Consider the following 21,627-nt stretch of genomic DNA (forward strand, 5'->3'; position numbering starts at 1 on the left):
CCTGATGGAAGTTTGGCTTGCTTGCTCTCCTGGCCCGCGGCGGAGCAGGAGCTATAAGAAAACCCCTTGAAGGCTTCTTCAAGGGGTTTCGTCTATTCGGAAACCGAATTACTTCACTTCTACAGTTGCGCCAGCATCGGTCAGCTTCGCTTTTACTGCTTCTGCGTCTTCTTTGCTTACTTTTTCTTTGATCGGCTTCGGTGCGCCGTCTACCAGGTCTTTTGCTTCTTTCAGGCCAAGACCAGTGATTTCGCGAACCACTTTGATGACGTTGATTTTCGACGCGCCAGCGTTGGTCAGGATTACGTCGAATTCGGATTGCTCTTCTGCTTCTGCAGCGGCACCTGCGCCACCCATAACTGCTACCGGAGCAGCTGCGGTTACGCCGAATTCTTCTTCGATTGCTTTAACCAGGTCGTTCAGTTCAAGTACAGTCATGCCTTTAATGGCTTCGAGGATTTGCTCTTTGCTCATTGTATGAACCTCCAAATTTAGTAATGGTTAGGATATGGCTATTCGTTAGCCGGCGGCTAACTTACGCTTCTGCAGCTTCCGCTCCGCCTTCTTGCTTCTCGGATACGGCTTTGACAGCCAGCGCGAAGTTGCGCATCGGAGCTTGCAGCACGCTGAGGAGCATGGAGAGCAGACCTTCTCTGGACGGCAGATCAGCCAGTGCCTTGATTTGGTTTACGTCTACCACTTTTCCTTCTACAACGCCAGCTTTCACGCTCAGCTTGTCGTTCTTCTTAGCGAAGTCGGACAGGATCTTGGCAGGAGCGACAACGTCGTCCTTGCTGAATGCGATGGCGGTCGGACCGGTCAGAGCCGAGTCCAGTTCTGTCAATTCGGCTTCCGCGGTAGCGCGACGAACCAAAGTGTTCTTCAGAACTTGGAATTCTACACCAGCTTCGCGCAGTTGCTTGCGGAGCTCGGTTACTTGCTTCACGTTCAACCCGCGGTAGTCGGCGACGATCGTGCAAGAGCTCTCTTTGAGCTTCGCCGTTACGTCGGACACGAGTTGAGCTTTTTCCTCACGAACTTGTGCGTTTCCCATCGATTACACCTCCTAGACGTTAACTTATGGACCGCGTTCTGATTCCTGGCAAAAAGAAAAGCCTTCGCAGACAGTACGAAGGCATGATGGTCGGCATTTCAAATGAAACACGATTCTATCAAGACACCTCGGCAGGAAATTAAGCTATTGCTAGCACCTGCTGTCTACGGTAGCATATTCGATTTTAGAACATCATCTAGATTAGCATGCTTGACCGTCTAAGTCAAGGCTTATCTATACGATTGCAGGTTCAGTTTGACGCTCGGGCCCATGGTGGAAGAAATCGCAGCACCCTTCAGGTAAATACCCTTAGCTGCAGCCGGCTTGCTTCTAACAAGCGCTTCGACCAATGCGCGAAGGTTCTCGCTGAGCTGCTGCTCATTGAAGGATACCTTGCCGATCGGAGCGTGGATCTGTCCCGCTCTGTCGAGACGGTACTCGATCTTACCAGCTTTGATTTCTTGAACGGCTTTCGCTACGTCGAACGTAACGGTGCCGGCTTTCGGGTTCGGCATCAGGCCTTTGCCGCCGAGAAGGCGACCCAGCTTACCGACTTCACTCATCATGTCCGGAGTGGCAACGCACACGTCGAACTCGAACCAGCCTTGCTGGATCTTGTTGATCATGTCCTGATCGCCTACAAAATCAGCGCCCGCTTGCTCGGCTTCTTTTGCTTTTTCTCCTTTGGCAAACACAAGCACGCGCTTGGTTTTACCCGTACCGTGCGGCATTACGACAACGCCGCGAACTGCTTGGTCTTGTTTCTTCGGGTCTACGCCCAGACGAACAGCGACTTCTACAGTCTCGTCGAATTTGGCCGAAGCCGCTTGCTTCACGAGGGAAACAGCTTCTTGCGGCTCGTACAGAGCGTCCGCGTTGATTGTCTTAGCGGCCTCTACATACTTCTTGCCATGTTTCGGCATTGATGATTCCTCCATTCGTGGTAGTAGCGGATAATCCTCCCACTAGACGGCCCGGGGGCCGCTCGCTTAAAGCTTGAAATGATTCCTCATTCCGGGAAGCGTCTATCGCTTATAAATTAGTCTTCGATGGTGATGCCCATGCTGCGAGCAGTACCTTCGACCATACGCATAGCCGCTTCAACGGAAGCTGCGTTCAGGTCGGGCATTTTTTGCTCGGCAATTTCTTGTACCTTCGCACGTTTAACCGTAGCAACCTTTTTCTTGTTCGGTTCGCCGGAACCTTTTTCGATTCCTGCTGCAACGCGAAGCAGAACGGCTGCCGGAGGCGTTTTGGTGACGAACGTAAACGAACGGTCCTCAAACACCGAAATTTCAACCGGGATGATCAGGCCAGCCTGGTCGGCGGTACGAGCGTTAAATTCCTTACAGAATGCCATGATGTTCACGCCTGCTTGTCCGAGTGCCGGACCTACTGGCGGAGCCGGGTTGGCTTTTCCTGCGGGAATTTGCAGTTTTACCATTTTGATAACCTTTTTTGCCATGTGAGACACCTCCTTGCACGTAGTGTGGTCTAACGGGTTTCCCCTCCCACGGACGAAGGCCTATCCGTCCGAATAGACCGTGGTCTAGAAACCATTATAGCGTATCGGAATGCCGCTGTCGCGACAAAATCCGACGCAATTATAATTTCTCCACTTGATGGAAATCGAGTTCCAGTGGGGTTTCTCTTCCGAACATGTTCACATGAACCTTCAGCTTGCTCTTCTCCGGCAGGATCTCCTCCACGGAACCGACGAAGTCGGCGAACGGGCCTACTTTCACGCGAACCGTTTCTTTCAGATCGAAATCGATCTTCGGCTTCGGTTCTTCCATTCCCATATGCCGCAGAATGGCTTCTACTTCTTCAGGCAGAAGAGCGGTTGGCTTGGAGCCGGAACCGGTGGAACCGACAAATCCGGTCACTCCGGGTGTATTGCGGACTACGTACCAGGAGTCGTCCGTCTGGATCATCTCGACGAGAACGTATCCCGGATAGACTTTGCGCATGACGGTTTTCTTCTTGCCGTCTTTGTTCACGATCTCTTCTTCCATCGGAACGAGTACGCGGAAAATCTTATCCTGCATGTTCATGGACTCGACCCGTTTTTCCAGGTTCGCCTTGACCTTATTCTCGTACCCTGAGTAAGTATGGACGACATACCATCGTTTTTCCATCACATTCACCCTAATTTCTTATTCCGTTATCCAACGGACAATACTGGAGATCCCGAGGTCAAGCAGGGTAAAATAAATTGTCACGAAGACAACGGTGACCACTACAACAATGGTATAGCTCACCAGTTCCTTGCGATTGGGCCACTTGACCTTCTTCAGTTCTGCCCAGCTCTCGCCGAAGAACGAAAAAGTTGAGCTAAATCCCCGCTTCAAACTACCCAAGAATGCCACTGCTGCACCCCCACTTGTTAGCGAGTCTCGCGATGAAGCGTCTGCTCATTGCAAAACTTGCAATACTTCTTCATCTCCATGCGGTCAGGATTGTTCCGTTTGTTCTTATTGGACGTATAGTTGCGTTGTTTGCAATTCAGGCACGCCAATGTAATAATAACCCGCATGATCACACCTCCTGGACAATCTAGCATTAATTAAAGAAACCCGATTGTCTTAGGAAGTACCACGACAAAGGGTTACCTAAACTAACTTATCATACCCGGAAAGCTCTGTCAAGGAATCTGATCCCTACCAGTATGTTCCGCAGCATCTTATTGTAAACCCGGCCGGCCAAATTCTCGTCCGCCGGCACAAAAATAGCTTTTCGCTCGCGAGCGAAAAGCTACATGTTGTCTCGCACTTCCAAATACCGCTCCAGCTTGCGTTTCACTCTCTGCAGCGCGTTGTCGATCGATTTCACATGACGGTCCAGATCGACGGCGATCTCCTGATACGAACGTCCGTCCAGGTACAACATCAGCACCCGGCGCTCAAGCTCGCTCAGAATCTCTCCCATCTTGTCTTCCAGACCAAAAAATTCCTCCTGGTTAATAATAAGTTCTTCGGGATCGGTTACCCGGGAACCGCAAATCACGTCGAGCAGCGTTCGGTCCGAATCCTCGTCGTAAATAGGCTTGTCCAACGACACATACGAGTTCAGCGGAATATGCTTCTGCCTGGTCGCCGTCTTAATGGCCGTGATGATCTGTCTTGTTATGCAGATTTCGGCGAATGCCTTGAACGAAGCGAGCCTGTCCCCGCGAAAGTCGCGGATGGCTTTGTACAGGCCGATCATCCCTTCCTGGACGATATCTTCCCGGTCTGCGCCGATTAAAAAATAGGATCGGGCCTTCGCCCTCACGAAATTCTTGTATTTATTGATTAGGTATTCCAATGCGCCGCTGTTGCCTTCACGAACCGCTTCGACGTTGTCCTCGTCGGTCTTGAGTTCATAGACATCGTTTCTCAACTCATTGAGGTCAACATTCACAGACAATCCCTCCGGGCCTGGCCATTTAGGCAACTACCTCAGCTTCCAAGCTGAGTCCTAGTATACATGAACGATTCAACGAGCGTCAACAGATGTTGGCAGAATTGCTGGGGGATTTTTACAATTGCCGACTTGTTAGCTTTGCCCTCTCCGCCATTTTTCGAACAGCTGTTTCACCTCGTCGGACAGCCGCGCGTCCAGCCGGTTCGCCTTTTCCTGCCGTTCCGTCTCGAGACGTCGGCCAATCTCCCTTTGGCTCTCCTTCACCTTGGTGAACAGCTCCCGGGCCGGCAGCCGGAGCGCCCCCCGCCCGAAGATGACGTGCTGCTCGGTCATGTCCGACGTGGCGACATACACCTGGCGCCGCCGGCCCTGAAGGTCGCTGACCAGCCGTTCGATCAGCTCGTCGGCCGTCTCCTTCTCGCGGGTGAAGAGGACATGCACCTGGCGCTGCTCCTCCTTGACCGCCTGTCCCGGCACCTGGTGGGCGTCGAACACGACATAGACCTGCATGCCGGAATAGGCACGGTAGTCGGCGAGGATGTCGATCAGCCGTTCCCTCGCCTCCTCGAGTCGAATATCCCGCAGCTTCTTCAGCTCGGGCCACGCGCCGATGATGTTATAGCCGTCGACGATGAGCACTTCCTTCATAACGGCCTACCGAGCCGTTTCCCGGAACCGTCTCTGCCGAAGTCCTTCGTACAAAATAACGGAAGCCGCAACCGAGGCGTTCAGGGAATTGATGCTCCCGACCATAGGCAGCTTCACCAGAAAATCGCAATTGTCGCGGACAAGCCGCCCCATGCCTTTGGCTTCGTTGCCGATCACGACGGCGAGCGGCATCGTGAGATCGCTCTCGTAAACGGTCTGATCCGCTGCCCCGTCCGCCCCTGCGATCCAGATCCCTCTTTCTTTGAGCTTGTCCATTGTCTGCACGAGGTTGGTCACTTTGGCAACGGGCACGTATTCGATGGCGCCTACCGAGATTTTGGACACGGTAGCCGTCAGGCCGACGGACCTGCGCTTCGGGATAATGATTCCATGCAGTCCCGTGCATTCCGCCGTCCGCAGAATCGCTCCCAGGTTGTGGGGGTCCTCGATCTCGTCGAGGATGAGAAGGAACGGCACCTCTCCCCGGCTCTCCGCCTTCGCGAGGATATCCTCCACGCTCGCATAATCGTATGCGGCCACCTGAGCGACCACGCCCTGGTTCTGTACGCCCTCGACCATTTGGTCCAGCTTGCGGCGGTCGGTCTGCTGTACGACGATGCCGCTTGCCTTGGCTTCGACCAGAATCGGGTGAATGTAATGCTTCTGCGCATTGTCCGCGACCCAGATCTTGTGGATGGTCCGCCCCGACTTCAGCGCCTCCAGCACGGAGTGCTTGCCGGCAATGTATTCTTCCATGGCTCTAGTCTCCTTCGCTTGGTTGATCTGAGGCCGGGTCCGGTTCCGCCACATGCTGAGGGCCGGCTCCGCTCGCCTCCCCGGCGAGCGGCTTGCCCAGAATGAGATCCATCAACTCGCGCAGCCGCCCGAACCGTCTCGCGCAATACAAATAGCCGATCAGGCATTCGAACCCGGTAGCCAGCCGATAAATGACGATGTCGGTATTGCGCGGCGCGCTGCCCGACTTGGCGTTGCGGCCTCTGCGGACAATGTCCAGCTCCTCCTCGTCCAGTAGCGGCGTCCAGATGTCGAGCGCCTTGGCCTGAGACTTGGCGGAGACGTAGGACGTTGCCTCTTGATGGAGATGATGGACCCGCTGGTTCGGCTGGGCGATGAGGTATTGGCGGATCATCAGCTCATAGACGGCGTCTCCGATGTACGCGAGGACGAGCGGCTGCATGAGTCGCGGATCCTTGCCCGGCGCGGCATAGAGCAGTCCTTCTTCTTCCATCCCGTCCCTCACTTCCGGCGCCACCGGATGCCCTGCGGCGTATCCTCCAATAGAATCCCCTGATCCGTCAGCAACTGCCGGATTTCGTCGGCGCGCGCCCAGTTCTTAGTCGCTCTGGCCTCGGTCCGCTCGGCGATCAGCCGCTCGACCTCCTCGTCGAGGAGCTCTTCTTCCTTGGCGCTCCAAATACCGAGAATTTCGTTCATCTCAGCGAAAAGCGCCTGGATGCGCTCGAGCGACATCCGGCTCACCTCCGCGTTCTTCAAATACCGGTTCGTCTCGGCCACGAGATCGAAGACAGCGGTGATGGCGTCGGCCGTATTGAAGTCGTCGTCCATCTTGGCGAAGAAGAAGTCGCGGATACGCGCCAGTGCCGCTTCCAGCTCTTCGTCCTCCGGCAGATCGGCCGCGCTCTTGAGCCGGTACTCGAGATTCGCCAGACTGTTCTGGATGCGCTCAAGACTGTTCTCTGCCTGCCGTACCGTCTCCTCGCTGAAGTTAAGCGGACTACGGTAGTGCGCCGCCAGCATGAAGTATCGGATCACCTCGGGGCGGAATGTCTTCAGGATCTCGCGGACGTTCAGCCCGTTGCCGAGCGACTTGGACATCTTCTCGTTGTTAATGTTCAAATATCCGTTATGGAGCCAGTAGTTCGCCAGCGGATGGCCGTGGAGCGCCTCCGACTGGGCAACCTCGCATTCGTGGTGAGGGAACTGCAGATCCTGCCCGCCTCCGTGGATGTCGATCGTCTCGCCGAGGTATTTTTTGGCCATGGCGGAGCATTCGATATGCCAACCCGGACGGCCTTCTCCCCACGGGCTCGGCCAGGAAATCTCGCCCGGCTTCGCCGCCTTCCAGAGTACAAAATCCTGCGGATGCTCCTTACGCTGGTCGACCTCCACGCGGATGCCGAACTGCAGCTCCTCGATATTCTGGTGCGAGATCTTGCCGTATTCCGGGAATTTGAGCGTCCGGAAATAGACGTCGCCTCCGCTTTCATAGGCGAAGCCCTTGGCTACCAACTCTTCAATGAAGACGATGATCTCCGGTATGTTCTCGGTCACCCGCGGGTGGATTGCACCGTCCACGCCAAGCGTGCGGGTATCCTCCAGATACGCTTCGATATACTTGGCCGCAAGCTCCGGCACAGTGCTGCCGGTTTCCTCGGCTTTGCGGATCAGCTTGTCGTCAACGTCGGTGAAGTTCACCACATAGCGGACGTCATAGCCCTGTTGGGTCAAATACCGCTTCACGACGTCGAACACGATCAGCGGCCGCGCGTTGCCGATATGGATATAGTCATAGACTGTAGGGCCGCACACGTACATCGTGACGCGGCCGGGCTCCTGGGACTGGAACGTTTCCTTCGTCCGGGTAACCGTATTATAGACTTTTAATGCCATTGGGGTTTGCTCCCTCCGTTCTTTTGGCGTTCCTCTTCGAGCAGAATGCGCAGCTCGTCGATCTGCTGCTGCATGTTTTTGCATAGATCAATAACAGGATCGGGAAGGTTGCCGTGGTCGAGCTTGTTTTTGATCCGGACGCCGTCCTGCTTGACGACCTTGCCCGGAATGCCCACTACCGTACAGTTCGGCGGCACCTCGCGAAGCACGACGGCATTAGCCCCGATGATCGAATGCTCACCCACCGTGAAGGAGCCGAGCACCTTCGCCCCCGACGAAATAACGACATGGTTGCCGATCGTCGGATGCCGCTTTCCTTTTTCTTTCCCCGTCCCGCCCAGGGTCACTCCCTGGTAGAGAACGACGTCGTCGCCGATCTCGCACGTCTCCCCGATCACGACTCCCATGCCGTGGTCGATGAACAGGCGTTGGCCGATGCGGGCGCCGGGATGGATCTCGATGCCCGTCATAAACCGGCTGAACTGCGAGAGGGTACGGGCGACGGTATACCAGCGGCGCCGGAAAAACCAATGCGCAATCCGGTGCCACCAGACGGCGTGCAGTCCCGAGTAGGTGAAGACGACCTCAAAGACGCTGCGCGCCGCCGGGTCGTTGTCAAAAACCGCCTGCACGTCGGATTTCATCGTACGGAACACTCTGTTTCACCTTCTTACTGTCCGGCATGGCCCTGCCGCACAATTAAAATTAGTCTTTCCCCAAGCAGCGCCTTCTCTTCCGGCCAAAGCCGTCTGCCATTCCGGCACCAAACAAAAACGCCTCTGCAGCCGCAAGGCTGCAGAGGCGTGTCATCACGCGGTTCCACTCTGCTTGGGCTCCCGCAGGAGCCCGCTCGGACGGTTGGTATCGGGAACCACCCGGCGGTCTCTACCCTGCTCGTCGCAGATCGAAGCCGCTGCTCCCGGGTGCACTTCGGCCCGGCGGAATGCAGGCGTCTTCCACCAAGCCGCTTCCGCGAGCCTGACGCCCTCTCTGGTCATTCCGTCCCGTGCTTACTTTCCCGGTCATCGCTTTGCTCTATGGCAGGCCGCCGCAGGCGGCTTCTGTCTATGCTGTAGTATAGCAACTGGAGTTCGCCCTTGACAATAGCTTATGCTTCCAGCAGGTTGCGCAGTCTCTTCTGGACCGTCTCACGGCCGAGCAGATACAGCGTCTGGTTCAGGTCGCGGCCGTGCATCTGACCGGTCAGGGCGACCCTAACGGGCATGAACAGCTGCTTACCCTTAAAGCCGGTACTCTTTTGAACCTGCTTCAGCATCGCCTGGACCGCTTCCGGCGAATACTCATCGGTCTGCTCCAGCTGCTCCAGCAGAGCTCTCAGCACGACGGGCACCTGCTCCTCCGCCAGTATCGCCGCTCCCTCTTCGTCCACCTCTACCTCGTCGCGGAAGAACAGCTCCGTCAACTCCACGATCTCCGCTACATGGGTCAGCTGCTCCTGGTAGAGGCGTATGAGTCTGCTCGCCCATTCCCTCTGTTCGTCCGACAGCTGCTCGGGCAGCCGGCCGGCTTTCTGCAGATAGGGAATGCCAAGCGCAACGATCCGCTCAGGATCGGCCTTCTTGATGTAGGCGTTGTTCATCCAGGCGAGCTTGGTCGGATCGAACACGGCCGGGCTCTTGGACAGCCGGTCCGTATCGAAGATCTTGATCAGCTCGTCGCGGAGATATAGCTCCTCTTCCCCGACCGGCGACCAGCCGAGCAGAGAAATATAGTTGAACAGCGCTTCGGGAAGGTAGCCAAGCTGGTCGTACTGCTCGATGAACTGGACGATCGACTCGTCGCGCTTGCTCAGCTTCTTGCGGCTCTCGTTCACGATCAGCGTCATATGCCCGAAGACGGGCGGCTCCCAGCCGAGCGCCTCATAGATCATCAGCTGACGAGGGGTGTTCGAGATATGGTCCTCGCCCCGCAGCACGTGAGTAATCTTCATGAGGTAATCATCGATGACGACCGCGAAGTTATAGGTCGGGATGCCGTCCTTCTTCACAATGACGAAGTCGCCGCTGCCTTCCGATTCGAAGGTGATCGTTCCCTTCACCATGTCGTCGAACGTGTACGTGCGGTTGTCCGGCACGCGGAACCGGATGCTCGGCACGCGGCCCTCGGCCTCGAATGCCTGACACTGCTCCTCCGTCAGGCTGCGGTGCTTGCCGGAATACCGGGGCGTCTCGCCGCGGGCGATCTGCTCCTCCCGCTCCCGCTCCAGCTCCTCCTCGGTGCAGTAGCAGCGGTAGGCCAGCCCCTTGTCGAGCAGCTCCTGCCAGTAGTTCTTATAGATGTCCAGACGCTCGGTTTGCCGGTAAGGACCGTACTCGCCGCCTACGTCGATGCTCTCGTCCCAATCCATCCCGAGCCATTTCAGATACGTCAGCTGGCTCTCCTCGCCGCCCTTGACGTTCCGTTTGACGTCGGTATCCTCAATCCGGATGACGAAGGTTCCCCCGTGGTGCCGGGCGAACAAGTAGTTGAACAAAGCCGTTCTGGCATTGCCGATATGCAGATGTCCCGTAGGACTGGGTGCATAACGGACGCGTATGTCGGAAGCCATAGCAATCCCTCTCAATCGTTAACGTTGCAAAGTTTATCTTATCATCATAGCACACGCTTCGTCAGGCAAACAACCGCTTGGGAGGCGATGCCTTCGCCGCGTCCCGCAAAGCCGAGCTGCTCGGTCGTGGTCGCCTTCACGTTGATCTGTCCGGCCTCCGCCTCAAGCAGATCCGCAATCACTTCGACCATAGCCGGAATATACGGCGCCATCTTCGGCTTCTGCGCGATGATCGTGCAGTCCAGGTTGCCGAGCGCATAGCCGCGCTCCTTGGCCATCGCCCATACGTCCGCAAGCAGCTTGCGGCTGTCCGCGTCCTTGTAGGCCGGGTCCGTATCCGGAAAATGCCGTCCGATGTCGCCGAGCGCCAGCGCGCCAAGAACCGCATCGGCGACCGTATGCAGGAGAACGTCGGCATCCGAATGGCCGAGCAGCCCTTTCTCGTAAGGGATAGTCACCCCCCCGATGATGCAAGGCCTCCCTTCGACCAATTGATGCACGTCAAACCCCTGTCCGATTCGAATCACGCTTCGCCCTCTCCCTTCTCTCTCTCCACATGCCACTGCGCCCAAGCCAAATCCTCGGGCGTCGTAATTTTAATATTGGTGTAGCTTCCTTCCGCCACATGGACGGGCACCCCCGCCCGCTCCATCAGCATGGCGTCGTCGGTACCGAGGAAGCCCTCCTCCTCGGCCGCCCGGTGGGCCGCCTCCAGCTCCGCGCGGCGGAACGCCTGCGGCGTCTGGACCGCCCATAGCGACCGGCGGTCCGGCGTCGCTTCCACCCGGCCCTCGGCGCCGACGATCTTGATCGTATCCTTCACGGGCACCGCCAGCACGGCAGCCCCCGTCTCGCGCGCGGTCCGCAGACAGCCGCTAAGCTCCCTTAACGTGACAAAAGGGCGCACGGCATCATGCACCAGCACCCACTCCACCTCGTCCGGCAGAGCCTTGATTCCTTCGTGGACCGACGCCTGGCGCTCCGCCCCCCCGCTTACGACGGCGGTCACCTTGGTCAATCCGTATGTCTCGACATAAGCTCGGCAGCGCGGCACGTCCGCTTCTCCTGTGACGAGGACGATCGCATCGGCCTCGTCCCACTCCTCGAACCGCATCAGCGTGCGGACCAGGATGGGGATGCCGGCGACGGGAAGATACTGCTTGCTCTCCGAGGTTCCCATTCGGGACCCCTTCCCTCCAGCCACGACGACCACGCCCACCTGCTTCGTCATCTTCTGCTCCTTCATAGCTGTTACCCCTGCCCGTCGACGATGAAATCAGGAAGGCTCCCTTCCATTCCTTTCATCATAATCGTTTTATTGGGCTTTTTCCAACAATTTCGGCTTGGCGAAGATCATCCGGCCCGCAGAGGTCTGAAGAACGCTCGTGACCATAACCTCCATCGTCATGCCAATGTAATCCCGTCCGCCCTCCACGACGATCATCGTGCCGTCGTCGAGATAAGCGACACCCTGGCCATATTCCTTGCCGTCCTTAATAATTTGGATCATTATTTCTTCACCCGGCAAAACAACCGGCTTCACCGCGTTAGCCAAATCATTGATGTTCAGCACCGACACGCCCTGCAGCTCGCACACCTTGTTGAGGTTGAAGTCGTTGGTGATGACCTTGCCGCGCAGCAGCTTGGCCAGACGGACCAGCTTGCTGTCGACCTCCGAGATTTCCTCGAAGTCTCCTTCGTAGATCAGCACCTTCACGTCGAGCTCTTTCTGAATCTTGTTCAAAATATCGAGTCCCCGGCGGCCGCGGTTGCGCTTCAGCAGATCCGACGAATCAGCGATGTGCTGGAGCTCCTCGAGCACGAATTCCGGGATAACCAGCGTTCCTTCGATAAAGCCCGTTTTGCAAATATCAGCGATGCGGCCGTCGATAATGACGCTCGTATCGAGAATCTTATGCTCCTCGCTCAGCTTCTGCCCGTTTGCACCGTCCTTCGCCTGCAGGGCGGGGAACAGCGCGGCCAGCTCGTCGCGCTTTGCGTAGCCGAAGCGCGATCCGGCCACGCCCAGGAGCAGCGTGACCGCCACGGGCAGCAGCGCACCGCCCAGCGCCCATTTGTTCAGCGCCGGGAACAGCAGCGCTGCCACGACGAGCCCCGCGACCAGGCCGAGCAGGCTGCTCAGCAGGTCCTGCGCCGGCACGTTCGCGAGCTCCTCCTCGCCCTTGCGCAGCAAGAGCCGCGCCGCCCAGACGATTGCGAAGCCGGCTGCATACCCGAGTACCGCGCCGCCCGCGATGAGCCAGAACAGCGAGCTGCCGTCAGACCATTCCCCGAGCCGGCTGCCGAGCGTTGTCGCTCCTGCCGCTTCCGCGTATTGCTGGGCCTGTGCCCCCATAATCCCACCAATTATTGCAAAGATCCATTGCCAACCTTGCTTACCCATACGTCCACCTCCGTAATCTTGGCGTCGCCATTACTCAGTATGTGCCAAATGCTGGAACGCTAAACGTCGCCAGCCGATTCCAGAAATTGAATATACCAGTGGAATCCGATATAATGAGGGCACAAGATTATAACGTTCCGAGGTGGATGGCATGAGCACTCCAGATCTGAAAGAGTTCCAGGAACAAGTGTCCGAATTGTTGCTCCGTCACCGCAGTGTGCTTGACGTCCTGTCCAAATTCCAGCAATCGAATGCGGCCGTTCATCGATCCACGGTTAAAGCCGTTACGGAATGCGGCTGCATAGAGGTCAATGCCGGCAAGCAGCATTTCACTCAAGACATGACGCTTAGCGATGCCCGGCAAGTACTGGACAGCCATATGTCCGGACGACTGTGCGAGAACTGCCGGGAGATCGTTGGCGCCGAGATCGGCAAGAACCTGTTCTATCTGGCGTCGCTGTGCAATTTGCTGGAGCTCGACCTGCAGCAGATCGTCTCCGACGAATCCCGGAAGTGCTCGACGCTCGGCCTGTTCAATCTGTCCTAGCCGCCCTACGCCAATTAAAAAAAGCATTTATTTTCTATCACTAGAAAATAAATGCTTTTTCTTATGCGCTGAGACGTCCGGGCAGCTTAGCGCTTGCGGCGGAAGCCTTGGAACGTGCCGTACAGCGCGTACAGCACGAGCGGAACGAAAATCAGCTTGGACAGCCAGTTAAGCTTGATCAAAGAGCTGGAAAACGCGAAAGCGATGCCGGCGGCCAGCAAGACGACGATCGGCGTCAGCCAGATTGCGGGCTTAGGCAGTCCGATTTTTTTGAAGCTTGGGTATTTGATCGTACTGACCATCAGATAGGACAGCAAGAGAGAGCTTGCCACAAGGACATACACGTTCAATTCCTGGTGGAACAATGCAAGCGTACACAGAACGCCGCCCGCCGCCGGGATAGGAAGACCTATAAAATAGCCGGGGATGCCTTCAATGACGTTGAATCGAGCGAGCCGCAGCGCTCCGCAGATCGGGAAGAGCGCAGTGGTGATCCAGGCGGTCGCCGGATTCAGCTCGGTAAACGCTACGACGTATAGAATGAAGGCGGGAGCCACACCGAAAGAGATGACATCCGATAACGAATCGAGTTCCTTGCCAAATTCGCTCTGCACATTAAGCGCTCTTGCCACCCGTCCATCCAATCCGTCGAGCAGCATAGCCAGAATGATCATGACGGCTGCCAACGCCGGTTTTTCGGTATAGACCAAGATAATGGCGATAACCCCGAGAAACAGGTTCCCTACCGTGAACAGGTTGGGAAGCGATTTGCGTATCATGCCTCAACCACCTTTAAGTTATGCTTTCCTGTACTTCTAACCACATAATTCTATTGGAATTAAATATGCCTGTCAACCAACAATTGGCCCTGGATCCGTTTCAGACCTTCCTTGATGGTGCGGGCACGGACCTCTCCGATGCCGTCTACCTCATCTAGGTCTTCGATGGTAGCGGTCATGACGTGAGGAAAATACTCGAACTTGTCGACAAGGTTATTGATGATCACGGTCGGCAGACGAGGAATCTTGTTGAGCACGCGGAAGCCCCGCGGGGATACCTGCTCTTCGAGTACCGCATTGGTAATCGGATAGCCGAGGATGCGTGCGACATGATTGTGGTCGAGGAGTTCTTCGGAGCTGAGGCGGCGCAGCGCCTGCCGGATCTCCTTGACCTTCTCCTCTTCGAGTTCGCGGCTGTAGTCCTTGATCAGCTGCACGAGCTCCATCTCCGTCATGCCGACGAGCTCCTCCAGCTGCATGCTGATGAGCCGGCCTTCGGTGCCGAGCTCCGTAATGTAGCGCTTGATCTCGGTCCGGATGCGTAGCACCATCTCCACGCGCTGCAGCACATTCGTCACGTCGTGGAGCGTAACCATCTCTTCGAACTCCGACGCGCCCAGGTTGATCATCGCTTGATCGAGCACCGCTTTGTACTTCTCCAGCGTCTGCATCGCTTGGTTCGCTTTGGTCAGAATGACGCCGATATCCTTGAGCGAGTAACGCAGATTCCCTTGATACAGCGTGATGACATTGCGCCGCTGCGAGATGGACACGACCAGCTTGCCCGTCTGCTTGGCCACCCGTTCGGCCGTCCGGTGCCGAATCCCCGTCTCCGTGGAGGGGATGGAGGAATCCGGGATCAACTGCGTGTTCGCGTACAGAATCCGTTTCAAATCCTCGCTCAGGATGATCGCCCCGTCCATCTTGGCCAGCTCATACAGATAGTTGGGTGAAAAATCACAGTTGATGGAGAAGCCGCCGTCGACGATCTCCATCACTTCCGGACTGTAGCCGACGACCAGCAGTCCCCCGGTCTTCGCCCGAAGCACGTTCTCCAGTCCGTCCCGGAACGGCGTTCCCGGTGCGACCAGCTGCAGCAGCTGATCCATCACTTCCCGATTCGTTGTTTCTTTTCCCATTCCGGTCCCCCCTCCCCTTTCTCTCTATCGAAACGCGGCTTTTAGCGCCTCCGCTACAGAATTAACTCCAATTATCTCTATATCGGCAGGCGGCGTCCAGCCTTTCAGACTCTTTTCTGGCAAAATTACCCGTTCGAAGCCCAGCTTCTTGGCCTCCCGCACCCGCTGCTCGATCCGGGATACGCCTCTCACCTCGCCGGTGAGCCCGACCTCCCCGAAAATAACGTCGTGCGGCTCGGCCGCTTGATCGCGGAGGCTCGAGGCGATGCTCACCGCAATCGCCAGATCAACCGCCGGTTCGTCGAGCTTGACGCCGCCAGCGACGTTCACATAGACGTCCTGGTTCTGCAGGAACATCCCCATGCGCTTTTCCAGCACGGCGATGATAAGCGCGAGCCGGTTGTGGTCGATGCCCGCCGCCATGCGGCGCGGCGTCGGAAAGTGCGTAGGGGCGACAAGCGCCTGCAGCTCGACGAGCATCGGCCTCGTCCCCTCCATGCTCGCGGCGACCGTCGAGCCCGCCACTCCCTTGGGCCGCTCCGACAGGAATAGCTCCGACGGATTGCTGACCTCCACGAGGCCGGCCTCCGTCATTTCGAATATGCCGATCTCGTTGGTCGACCCGAACCGGTTCTTGACCGCCCGAAGCAGCCGATACGAGTGATGCCGCTCTCCCTCAAAGTAGAGGACGCAATCGACCATATGCTCGAGCAGCCGTGGGCCGGCGATGGCGCCTTCCTTCGTCACGTGCCCGACGAGGACGGTGGCGATGCCTTTTCCTTTGGCGGTGTGCATGAAGTGGGACGTGCACTCCCGGACCTGCGACACGCTTCCGGGCGCCGAGGCCACCGCCGGGTGAAACACGGTCTGAATCGAGTCGATGACGAGAAAATCCGGCCGGATCTCCTCGATCGCCTCCATTATATAATCGAGGTTGGTCTCGCACAGCACATACAGGAGCGGAGACATTGCCTCCAGCCGGTCGGCTCTCAGCTTGGTCTGCCGGACCGATTCCTCGCCGGAGATATAGAGCACCTTGAGCCCGTTCGCGGTCAAGGCAAACGATGTTTGCAGCAGCAGCGTCGACTTCCCGATTCCCGGGTCGCCCCCGACCAGAATGAGGGACCCCGGCACGATGCCTCCGCCGAGCACACGGTTCAGCTCCTTGTTGTTCGTCAGGATGCGCGGCTCCTTGGTACTTTCTATATCTATGATCGAAATCGCTTTTTCTTTCGTCTGGGAGGAGACTGTAGGCACGCCGGTCGTCTTGACCACCGTCTCCAGCTCTTCCACCATACTGTTCCAAGCTCCGCAGCCTGGGCACTTGCCATACCATTTGGGCGATTCGTACCCGCATTCCTGGCAGCAGAACTTTGTTTTCGATTTGGCCATTCGTTCTCTCCCTTACTCGCATCGAGTCAACCTATATTCTAACATATCGGGGGCGAAATTGTGGAAGTTCTGTACAGCGCCGCCGCAAACAAAACTCCCGCAGCATCGGTATGCTGCGGGAGTAGTGGCCGGTCCGCGGAATTAGGCGCGGTTGACGATCAGCTCGCCGTCTTTTTCGTCGATTGTCAGGTGGTCGCCCTTGGAGATGTTGCCTTTGAGCAACTCCTCGGACAGCCGGTCCTCGATATGCTTCTGAATGGCCCGGCGGAGCGGTCTTGCCCCGTAAGCCGGGTCGAAGCCTTCCTTTGCCAAGAACGCCTTGGCTGCATCCGTCAGGTCGAAGTCGACCTCCTGCTCCTTCAGGCGCTTCTTCAGATCGTCGGACATGAGCGACACGATCCGGCCGATGTGCTCCTCGTCCAGCGAGTGGAACACGATGATCTCGTCGATCCGGTTCAGGAACTCTGGACGGAAACTTTTCTTGAGCTCGCCCATCACTTTGTCCCTCATGTTGTTGTAATCCCTGCCGGCGTCCAGGTTGGCGGTAAAGCCAAGCGAGGAGTTCTTCTTGATCATCTCGGCGCCTACGTTAGACGTCATGATGATCAAGGTGTTGCGGAAGTCGACCGTACGACCTTTGGAATCGGTCAGCCGGCCATCCTCCAGCACCTGCAGCAGGATGTTGAACACTTCCGGATGCGCCTTCTCGATCTCGTCGAGGAGGACGACCGAGTACGGTTTGCGGCGTACCTTCTCGGTAAGCTGGCCGCCCTCGTCATAGCCGACATATCCGGGAGGCGCCCCGACGAGGCGAGACGTGGAGTGCTTCTCCATGTACTCGGACATGTCGATGCGGATGACTGCGTTCTCGTCGCCGAACAGCGACTCGGCAAGCGCCCGGGCAAGCTCGGTTTTGCCGACGCCCGTCGGGCCGAGGAAGATAAACGAGCCCATCGGCCGCTTGGGATCCTTGAGGCCCGCGCGCGCTCTGCGAATCGCGCGGCTGACCGCTTTGACCGCTTCGTCCTGGCCGATGACGCGTTCATGCAGGATGCCTTCCATCTTCAGCAGACGCTCGGTTTCTTCCTCCGCGAGCTTCACGACCGGAATGCCGGTCCAGCTGGCCACGACTTGAGCGATGTCCTCCGGCGTTACTTCGGAGTCGGTGCGGCCTTGCTTTTCCTTCCACTCGTTCTTTGTGGTCTCCAGTTCCTCACGCAGCTTCTGCTCCGTATCGCGGAGCGCTGCCGCTTTTTCGAACTCCTGGCTTTGCACGGCGGAATCCTTCTCCTTGCGGACATCCTCCAGCCGGTTCTCCAGATCTTTCAGATTCGGCGGTACCGTGTAGGAATTGAGTCTCACCTTGGAGCCCGCCTCGTCGATCAGGTCGATTGCCTTGTCCGGTAGGAAGCGGTCGGTGATATAGCGGTCCGACAGCTTGACGGCGGCCTCGATCGCTTCGTCCGTAATTTTGACCCGGTGATGGGCTTCGTAGCGGTCGCGCAGGCCGTGGAGAATTTGGATCGCTTCCTCCGGAGACGGCTGGTCGACGGTGATCGGCTGGAAGCGGCGCTCCAGCGCGGCATCCTTCTCGATGTACTTGCGGTACTCGTCAAGCGTCGTTGCCCCGATGCACTGCAGCTCTCCGCGGGCAAGCGACGGCTTCAAAATGTTGGACGCATCGATTGCGCCTTCCGCGCCGCCTGCTCCGATCAGCGTATGCAACTCATCGATGAACAGAATAATGTTGCCGGCTTGCCGAATTTCGTCCATGATCTTCTTCAGCCGGTCCTCGAATTCTCCCCGGTACTTGGTGCCCGCCACGACCGAGCCCATGTCGAGTGTCATGACCCGCTTGTCGCGGAGCGTCTCGGGGATTTCATTGTTTACGATCCGCTGCGCCAGCCCTTCGGCTATAGCCGTCTTGCCGACGCCAGGCTCACCGATCAGGACCGGATTGTTTTTGGTCCGGCGGCTCAGCACCTGAATGACGCGCTCGATCTCTTTGCTGCGGCCGATGACCGGGTCCAGATTGCCTTCCTTGGCAATCGCGGTCAGATCCCGCGCCAGTCCGTCCAGCGTAGGCGTGTTCACGTTCGTCTGGCTGCCGTGATTGGACGAGACCGTCTCGCTGCTGCCGAGAAGCTGAAGCACCTGCTGGCGGGCTTTGTTGAGCGAGATGCCCAGGTTGTTCAGCACGCGGGCGGCCACTCCTTCTCCTTCGCGGATCAGACCAAGCAGGATATGCTCGGTTCCCACGTATGTGTGGCCCAGCTTGCGGGCTTCATCCATCGACAGCTCGATGACTTTTTTGGCGCGGGGCGTATAAGCGATATTGCTCGGCTGCTCCTGGCCTCTGCCGATCAGCGCCTCCACTTCGTCCTGGATCTTCTCGAGGCCGAGTCCTAGGCCGATCAATGCTTTGGCGGCGATTCCTTCTCCTTCCCGGATGAGGCCTAGAAGAATATGCTCCGTTCCAATATTGTTATGGCCGAGTCGGACGGCCTCTTCCTGAGCCAAGGCCAATACCTTCTGGGCTCTCTCAGTAAATCTGCCGAACATCATATACAACGCACCTCCATAGTACGATTGGTATTCTGTGCATTACCTCTTTATTAACCGGAACGATCTTCGGATAAACGTTCCCGGATGAGATCGGCCCGGCGGAGATCCCTCTCCTCCGGCGACAGCTTCCCACCTGCCCGCTGCTGCAAAAAGCCCGGCTGCGTCATGACCATCAGCTCGTTGAGCACGCGCGGGGTAGGCGCCGGCAGCAGCCCCAGATCAATGCCCAGCCGGACATCGGATAACCGCTGCGAGGCTTCCTTGGAATCCATGATTATCGCTTGGGACAGGATGCCGTAAGAGCGCCGTACCCGATCTGCCAGCCGGTTGCGGGACTCGGAGAGAAGCGCCCCCCGAGCCGCACGCTCGTGCTCGATAATTTGCCGCACGACGCTGTGCAGATTGTCGAGGATCTCCTCCTCCGTCTGTCCGAGGGTAATCTGGTTCGAGATCTGAAACAGGTTGCCCACCGCTTCGCTGCCTTCTCCATAGATGCCCCGAACCGCAAGGCCGACCTGTGCGATCGCCTGCAGAATCCGGTTGATCTGCTGCGTGAAGACGAGGGCGGGCAGGTGAATCATGACCGAAGCCCGAATACCGGTGCCTACATTGGTCGGACAGCTGGTCAGGTAACCCCTCGCTTCGTCGAAGGCGTAATCGAGATGATTCTCGAACACGTCATCCAGCTGGTTCGCCAAATCCCACGCCTCGCGAATCTGGAAGCCGGAGCAGAGAACTTGGATACGCAGATGGTCTTCTTCGTTGACCATAATGCTGATCGATTCATTGTCGCTCAGGATAACCGCGCCGTTGCGCGATTCGTTCGCCAGGCTCGGGCTGATCAGATGCTTCTCGACCAGTACTCTCTTTTCCAAATCGTTCAGCTCGGAGAGGGGAACGTATTGAAACCGGCTGATCGTTCCCAGCTCGTCATAGCCGAGCACCTGGCCGACCTTCTCCAGCACTTCCTCCGATTGCTGGTTGACGGCGAGCATGGGGAACGGATAGTTCCTCAGGTTGCGGGCAATCCGAATCCGGCTGCTGATAACAATATCCGAATCGGGACCGTCGTCCTTCATCCATTCGCTCAACGCTTCCCCCGTAAAATGTCCGAGTGCCATACAAAGCGCCCCCTTCCGTCAGATTTCCGTTATCCGTTTCTCCATCCCTCGGATTTCGTCACGGATCTTGGCCGCTTGCTCGAACTCCTCTTGTTCGATTTTGCGGGCAAGCTCCAATTTCAATTGATCGATTTCACGTTTATATTTAATGATGCCACCGGAGCGTTTGGGAACTTTTCCGACGTGGGTCGTGTTCCCGTGTACCCGTTTCAGAAGGGAATCCAGCTTGTCACCAAAGTACTTGTAGCAGGAGCTGCAGCCGAAACGCCCCAGTTTGCTGAATTGAGAGTACGTAAGCCCACATTCTTCACAACGCAAGCTCTGTGCCTGTTTCGCCATGCTGCTCGTGGAAGGATCGAAGTTCATCAGGCCGGACAGCAAATTATGAATGGAAAATCCGTTCGGCGTACCGGGGATGAGCTCTCCTTTTTCCTTCGCGCATGTCTCGCACAAGTGAAATTCCGCTTTCTCTCCGTTCACAATCTTCGTGAAATGAAGGGAAGCGGGTCTCTTGCCGCATTCCTGACAGTTCATGGATTCAACCTCCTTTGTGGCCCAGCAGGGAAATCAGCATGGCCCGCAGCATGTTCGCCCGAATCACGTCGCGCAGCGGAAGCTTGAGCACCAGCACTTCTCGCGAGACGGCTGCTTTGATTAGTTTTGCTTCCCGCGGGGAGAGAAATCCTCCCTCCTCGAGCTGGTAAATGAGCCCTTCCGCCGCCGTCTGGTCCATCTCTTCCTTAATGGAACGAAGAACATGGTCCAGCAGGAGCCCTTGGGTGCTCAGCTGCACCCGTTGAATCCGGATGTAGCCTCCGCCTCCGCGCTTGCTCTCCACCACGTATCCCTTTTCAAGGGTAAACCGTGTGCCGAGCACGTAGTTGATTTGGGAAGGTACACATTGGAATTTATCGGCCAATTCGTTTCGTTGGATTTCGATGACGCCGCTCGGACTCTGCAGGATGATTTGTTTCAAATACTGTTCGATGATCTCCGAAACATTGCGCATCAAAATACCTCCTAACCGTCTTACTGACTTTGACTTTCTTTGACCTTAACTAAATTATAGCACATTTTTTTGGTTTGCCAAGAGGGTCCGCAAAAATCCCGTCCTCTCCAGTTTGCCTGCCGGGCGTCCTCTCTATACCTAAGCTTACCCGTTCCAAGCAAATTCCCCCCACCTCCCAAACACAAAAAAGCCTCACTGCATGATGCAGCAAGGCTTTTTGTTCGTCTGCTTGGCAACGTCCTACTCTCCCGGAACCCTTCGGTTCAAGTACCATCGGCGCTGGAGGGCTTAACGGTCGTGTTCGAGATGGGTACGCGTGGTTCCCCTCCGCCATTATCACCAA

The 21,627-nt window shown here is 57.0% G+C and carries 26 protein-coding genes, 1 rRNA gene and 1 other annotated feature; of the genes, 1 reads left to right on the forward strand and 26 read right to left on the reverse strand.

Annotation, left to right across the window (positions count from 1 at the left end):
• Positions 1-108 precede the first annotated feature (108 nt).
• From rplL to KJS47_RS23625, 18 genes are all read right to left on the reverse strand, one after another.
• A complete protein-coding gene (gene rplL, locus KJS47_RS23540) occupies positions 109-474 on the reverse strand; it encodes a 50S ribosomal protein L7/L12 (RefSeq protein ID WP_213528332.1) in 366 nt (121 codons plus the stop codon).
• 61 nt (positions 475-535) lie between these two features.
• Positions 536-1,054, reverse strand: coding sequence for a 50S ribosomal protein L10 (rplJ, locus tag KJS47_RS23545; RefSeq protein WP_213528334.1), 519 nt, complete (start codon positions 1,052-1,054; stop codon positions 536-538).
• A gap of 45 nt (positions 1,055-1,099) precedes the next feature.
• Positions 1,100-1,242, reverse strand: a sequence feature (ribosomal protein L10 leader region).
• 42 nt (positions 1,243-1,284) lie between these two features.
• Entirely contained in the window at positions 1,285-1,977 is a 693-nt protein-coding gene (gene rplA, locus KJS47_RS23550) for a 50S ribosomal protein L1 (protein ID WP_213528336.1), read from the reverse strand.
• A 116-nt stretch (positions 1,978-2,093) separates the two neighbouring features.
• Entirely contained in the window at positions 2,094-2,519 is a 426-nt protein-coding gene (gene rplK / locus KJS47_RS23555; protein ID WP_213528338.1) for a 50S ribosomal protein L11, read from the reverse strand.
• Between the two features lie 139 nt (positions 2,520-2,658).
• Entirely contained in the window at positions 2,659-3,192 is a 534-nt protein-coding gene (gene nusG, locus KJS47_RS23560) for a transcription termination/antitermination protein NusG (protein WP_213528340.1), read from the reverse strand.
• Between the two features lie 18 nt (positions 3,193-3,210).
• Positions 3,211-3,423 carry a preprotein translocase subunit SecE gene (gene secE / locus KJS47_RS23565; RefSeq protein ID WP_213528342.1) on the reverse strand — a complete coding sequence of 71 codons (213 nt, stop codon included), beginning with the start codon at positions 3,421-3,423 and terminating at the stop codon, positions 3,211-3,213.
• A 17-nt stretch (positions 3,424-3,440) separates the two neighbouring features.
• Complete coding sequence (rpmG, locus tag KJS47_RS23570) at positions 3,441-3,590, reverse strand: 50S ribosomal protein L33 (RefSeq protein WP_213528344.1); 150 nt, start codon at positions 3,588-3,590, stop codon at positions 3,441-3,443.
• 218 nt (positions 3,591-3,808) lie between these two features.
• Entirely contained in the window at positions 3,809-4,456 is a 648-nt protein-coding gene (gene sigH, locus KJS47_RS23575; protein ID WP_213528346.1) for an RNA polymerase sporulation sigma factor SigH, read from the reverse strand.
• 135 nt (positions 4,457-4,591) lie between these two features.
• Positions 4,592-5,107, reverse strand: a complete 516-nt coding sequence (locus KJS47_RS23580; protein WP_213528347.1) for an NYN domain-containing protein — start codon at positions 5,105-5,107, stop codon at positions 4,592-4,594.
• Between the two features lie 6 nt (positions 5,108-5,113).
• Complete coding sequence (gene rlmB, locus KJS47_RS23585) at positions 5,114-5,863, reverse strand: 23S rRNA (guanosine(2251)-2'-O)-methyltransferase RlmB (RefSeq protein ID WP_213528349.1); 750 nt, start codon at positions 5,861-5,863, stop codon at positions 5,114-5,116.
• A 4-nt stretch (positions 5,864-5,867) separates the two neighbouring features.
• Positions 5,868-6,356: a Mini-ribonuclease 3 gene (locus KJS47_RS23590; RefSeq protein WP_213528351.1), complete on the reverse strand. Its 489-nt coding sequence runs from the start codon at positions 6,354-6,356 to the stop codon at positions 5,868-5,870.
• Positions 6,357-6,364: 8 nt separating this feature from the next.
• A complete protein-coding gene (gene cysS / locus KJS47_RS23595; protein WP_213528353.1) occupies positions 6,365-7,759 on the reverse strand; it encodes a cysteine--tRNA ligase in 1,395 nt (464 codons plus the stop codon).
• Entirely contained in the window at positions 7,750-8,415 is a 666-nt protein-coding gene (gene epsC / locus KJS47_RS23600; RefSeq protein ID WP_213528355.1) for a serine O-acetyltransferase EpsC, read from the reverse strand. Before epsC ends, cysS begins: the two co-directional genes overlap by 10 nt.
• A gap of 153 nt (positions 8,416-8,568) precedes the next feature.
• Positions 8,569-8,757, reverse strand: a complete 189-nt coding sequence (locus KJS47_RS23605; protein ID WP_213528357.1) for a hypothetical protein — start codon at positions 8,755-8,757, stop codon at positions 8,569-8,571.
• Positions 8,758-8,867: 110 nt separating this feature from the next.
• Positions 8,868-10,328, reverse strand: coding sequence for a glutamate--tRNA ligase (gene gltX / locus KJS47_RS23610; protein ID WP_213528358.1), 1,461 nt, complete (start codon positions 10,326-10,328; stop codon positions 8,868-8,870).
• Positions 10,329-10,372: 44 nt separating this feature from the next.
• A complete protein-coding gene (gene ispF, locus KJS47_RS23615) occupies positions 10,373-10,855 on the reverse strand; it encodes a 2-C-methyl-D-erythritol 2,4-cyclodiphosphate synthase (protein WP_213528360.1) in 483 nt (160 codons plus the stop codon).
• Positions 10,852-11,559: a 2-C-methyl-D-erythritol 4-phosphate cytidylyltransferase gene (ispD, locus tag KJS47_RS23620; protein ID WP_213528384.1), complete on the reverse strand. Its 708-nt coding sequence runs from the start codon at positions 11,557-11,559 to the stop codon at positions 10,852-10,854. Before ispD ends, ispF begins: the two co-directional genes overlap by 4 nt.
• A gap of 84 nt (positions 11,560-11,643) precedes the next feature.
• Complete coding sequence (locus KJS47_RS23625; RefSeq protein WP_213528362.1) at positions 11,644-12,732, reverse strand: PIN/TRAM domain-containing protein; 1,089 nt, start codon at positions 12,730-12,732, stop codon at positions 11,644-11,646.
• Between the two features lie 151 nt (positions 12,733-12,883).
• Here KJS47_RS23625 and KJS47_RS23630 point away from each other — a divergent pair, with 151 nt between their 5' ends.
• A complete protein-coding gene (locus tag KJS47_RS23630) occupies positions 12,884-13,279 on the forward strand; it encodes a DUF1573 domain-containing protein (RefSeq protein ID WP_213528364.1) in 396 nt (131 codons plus the stop codon).
• Between the two features lie 86 nt (positions 13,280-13,365).
• On the opposite strand, the gene pssA is transcribed toward KJS47_RS23630, so the two are convergent.
• From pssA to rrf, 8 genes are all read right to left on the reverse strand, one after another.
• Complete coding sequence (pssA, locus tag KJS47_RS23635) at positions 13,366-14,058, reverse strand: CDP-diacylglycerol--serine O-phosphatidyltransferase (RefSeq protein ID WP_213528366.1); 693 nt, start codon at positions 14,056-14,058, stop codon at positions 13,366-13,368.
• 59 nt (positions 14,059-14,117) lie between these two features.
• On the reverse strand, positions 14,118-15,197 hold the full coding sequence (gene disA, locus KJS47_RS23640) for a DNA integrity scanning diadenylate cyclase DisA (protein ID WP_213528368.1): 1,080 nt from the start codon (positions 15,195-15,197) through the stop codon (positions 14,118-14,120).
• Between the two features lie 24 nt (positions 15,198-15,221).
• The gene (gene radA / locus KJS47_RS23645) at positions 15,222-16,589 is read right to left on the reverse strand and encodes a DNA repair protein RadA (protein ID WP_213528370.1); all 1,368 of its coding nucleotides are present in this window, start codon (positions 16,587-16,589) and stop codon (positions 15,222-15,224) included.
• Positions 16,590-16,730: 141 nt separating this feature from the next.
• Complete coding sequence (gene clpC, locus KJS47_RS23650) at positions 16,731-19,154, reverse strand: ATP-dependent protease ATP-binding subunit ClpC (RefSeq protein ID WP_213528372.1); 2,424 nt, start codon at positions 19,152-19,154, stop codon at positions 16,731-16,733.
• Positions 19,155-19,204: 50 nt separating this feature from the next.
• Entirely contained in the window at positions 19,205-20,275 is a 1,071-nt protein-coding gene (gene mcsB, locus KJS47_RS23655) for a protein-arginine kinase McsB (protein ID WP_213528374.1), read from the reverse strand.
• An 18-nt stretch (positions 20,276-20,293) separates the two neighbouring features.
• Complete coding sequence (gene mcsA / locus KJS47_RS23660) at positions 20,294-20,809, reverse strand: protein-arginine kinase activator protein McsA (RefSeq protein ID WP_213528376.1); 516 nt, start codon at positions 20,807-20,809, stop codon at positions 20,294-20,296.
• Between the two features lie 4 nt (positions 20,810-20,813).
• Entirely contained in the window at positions 20,814-21,284 is a 471-nt protein-coding gene (locus KJS47_RS23665; RefSeq protein ID WP_213528378.1) for a CtsR family transcriptional regulator, read from the reverse strand.
• A gap of 227 nt (positions 21,285-21,511) precedes the next feature.
• Positions 21,512-21,627 (reverse strand): 5S ribosomal RNA (rrf, locus tag KJS47_RS23670).

The sequence above is a fragment of the Paenibacillus sp. J31TS4 genome, assembly GCF_018403265.1.
GTDB lineage: Bacteria > Bacillota > Bacilli > Paenibacillales > NBRC-103111 > J31TS4.

Excerpts from the sequence above, each read along its gene's own strand:
- cysS (WP_213528353.1), bottom strand. The coding sequence starts at position 7,759 with ATGGCATTAAAAGTCTATAATACGGTTACCCGGACGAAGGAAACGTTC.
- KJS47_RS23605 (WP_213528357.1), bottom strand. The coding sequence starts at position 8,757 with ATGACCAGAGAGGGCGTCAGGCTCGCGGAAGCGGCTTGGTGGAAGACG.
- radA (WP_213528370.1), bottom strand. The coding sequence starts at position 16,589 with ATGGCCAAATCGAAAACAAAGTTCTGCTGCCAGGAATGCGGGTACGAA.
- KJS47_RS23630 (WP_213528364.1), top strand. The coding sequence starts at position 12,884 with ATGAGCACTCCAGATCTGAAAGAGTTCCAGGAACAAGTGTCCGAATTG.
- disA (WP_213528368.1), bottom strand. The coding sequence starts at position 15,197 with ATGGGAAAAGAAACAACGAATCGGGAAGTGATGGATCAGCTGCTGCAG.
- rplL (WP_213528332.1), bottom strand. The coding sequence starts at position 474 with ATGAGCAAAGAGCAAATCCTCGAAGCCATTAAAGGCATGACTGTACTT.
- KJS47_RS23625 (WP_213528362.1), bottom strand. The coding sequence starts at position 12,732 with ATGGGTAAGCAAGGTTGGCAATGGATCTTTGCAATAATTGGTGGGATT.
- nusG (WP_213528340.1), bottom strand. The coding sequence starts at position 3,192 with ATGGAAAAACGATGGTATGTCGTCCATACTTACTCAGGGTACGAGAAT.
- KJS47_RS23590 (WP_213528351.1), bottom strand. The coding sequence starts at position 6,356 with ATGGAAGAAGAAGGACTGCTCTATGCCGCGCCGGGCAAGGATCCGCGA.
- rplK (WP_213528338.1), bottom strand. The coding sequence starts at position 2,519 with ATGGCAAAAAAGGTTATCAAAATGGTAAAACTGCAAATTCCCGCAGGA.
- KJS47_RS23580 (WP_213528347.1), bottom strand. The coding sequence starts at position 5,107 with ATGAAGGAAGTGCTCATCGTCGACGGCTATAACATCATCGGCGCGTGG.
- rplA (WP_213528336.1), bottom strand. The coding sequence starts at position 1,977 with ATGCCGAAACATGGCAAGAAGTATGTAGAGGCCGCTAAGACAATCAAC.
- gltX (WP_213528358.1), bottom strand. The coding sequence starts at position 10,328 with ATGGCTTCCGACATACGCGTCCGTTATGCACCCAGTCCTACGGGACAT.
- mcsA (WP_213528376.1), bottom strand. The coding sequence starts at position 20,809 with ATGAACTGTCAGGAATGCGGCAAGAGACCCGCTTCCCTTCATTTCACG.
- rpmG (WP_213528344.1), bottom strand. The coding sequence starts at position 3,590 with ATGCGGGTTATTATTACATTGGCGTGCCTGAATTGCAAACAACGCAAC.
- rplJ (WP_213528334.1), bottom strand. The coding sequence starts at position 1,054 with ATGGGAAACGCACAAGTTCGTGAGGAAAAAGCTCAACTCGTGTCCGAC.
- pssA (WP_213528366.1), bottom strand. The coding sequence starts at position 14,058 with ATGATACGCAAATCGCTTCCCAACCTGTTCACGGTAGGGAACCTGTTT.
- ispD (WP_213528384.1), bottom strand. The coding sequence starts at position 11,559 with ATGACGAAGCAGGTGGGCGTGGTCGTCGTGGCTGGAGGGAAGGGGTCC.
- clpC (WP_213528372.1), bottom strand. The coding sequence starts at position 19,154 with ATGATGTTCGGCAGATTTACTGAGAGAGCCCAGAAGGTATTGGCCTTG.
- KJS47_RS23665 (WP_213528378.1), bottom strand. The coding sequence starts at position 21,284 with ATGCGCAATGTTTCGGAGATCATCGAACAGTATTTGAAACAAATCATC.
- rlmB (WP_213528349.1), bottom strand. The coding sequence starts at position 5,863 with ATGGAAGAATACATTGCCGGCAAGCACTCCGTGCTGGAGGCGCTGAAG.
- mcsB (WP_213528374.1), bottom strand. The coding sequence starts at position 20,275 with ATGGCACTCGGACATTTTACGGGGGAAGCGTTGAGCGAATGGATGAAG.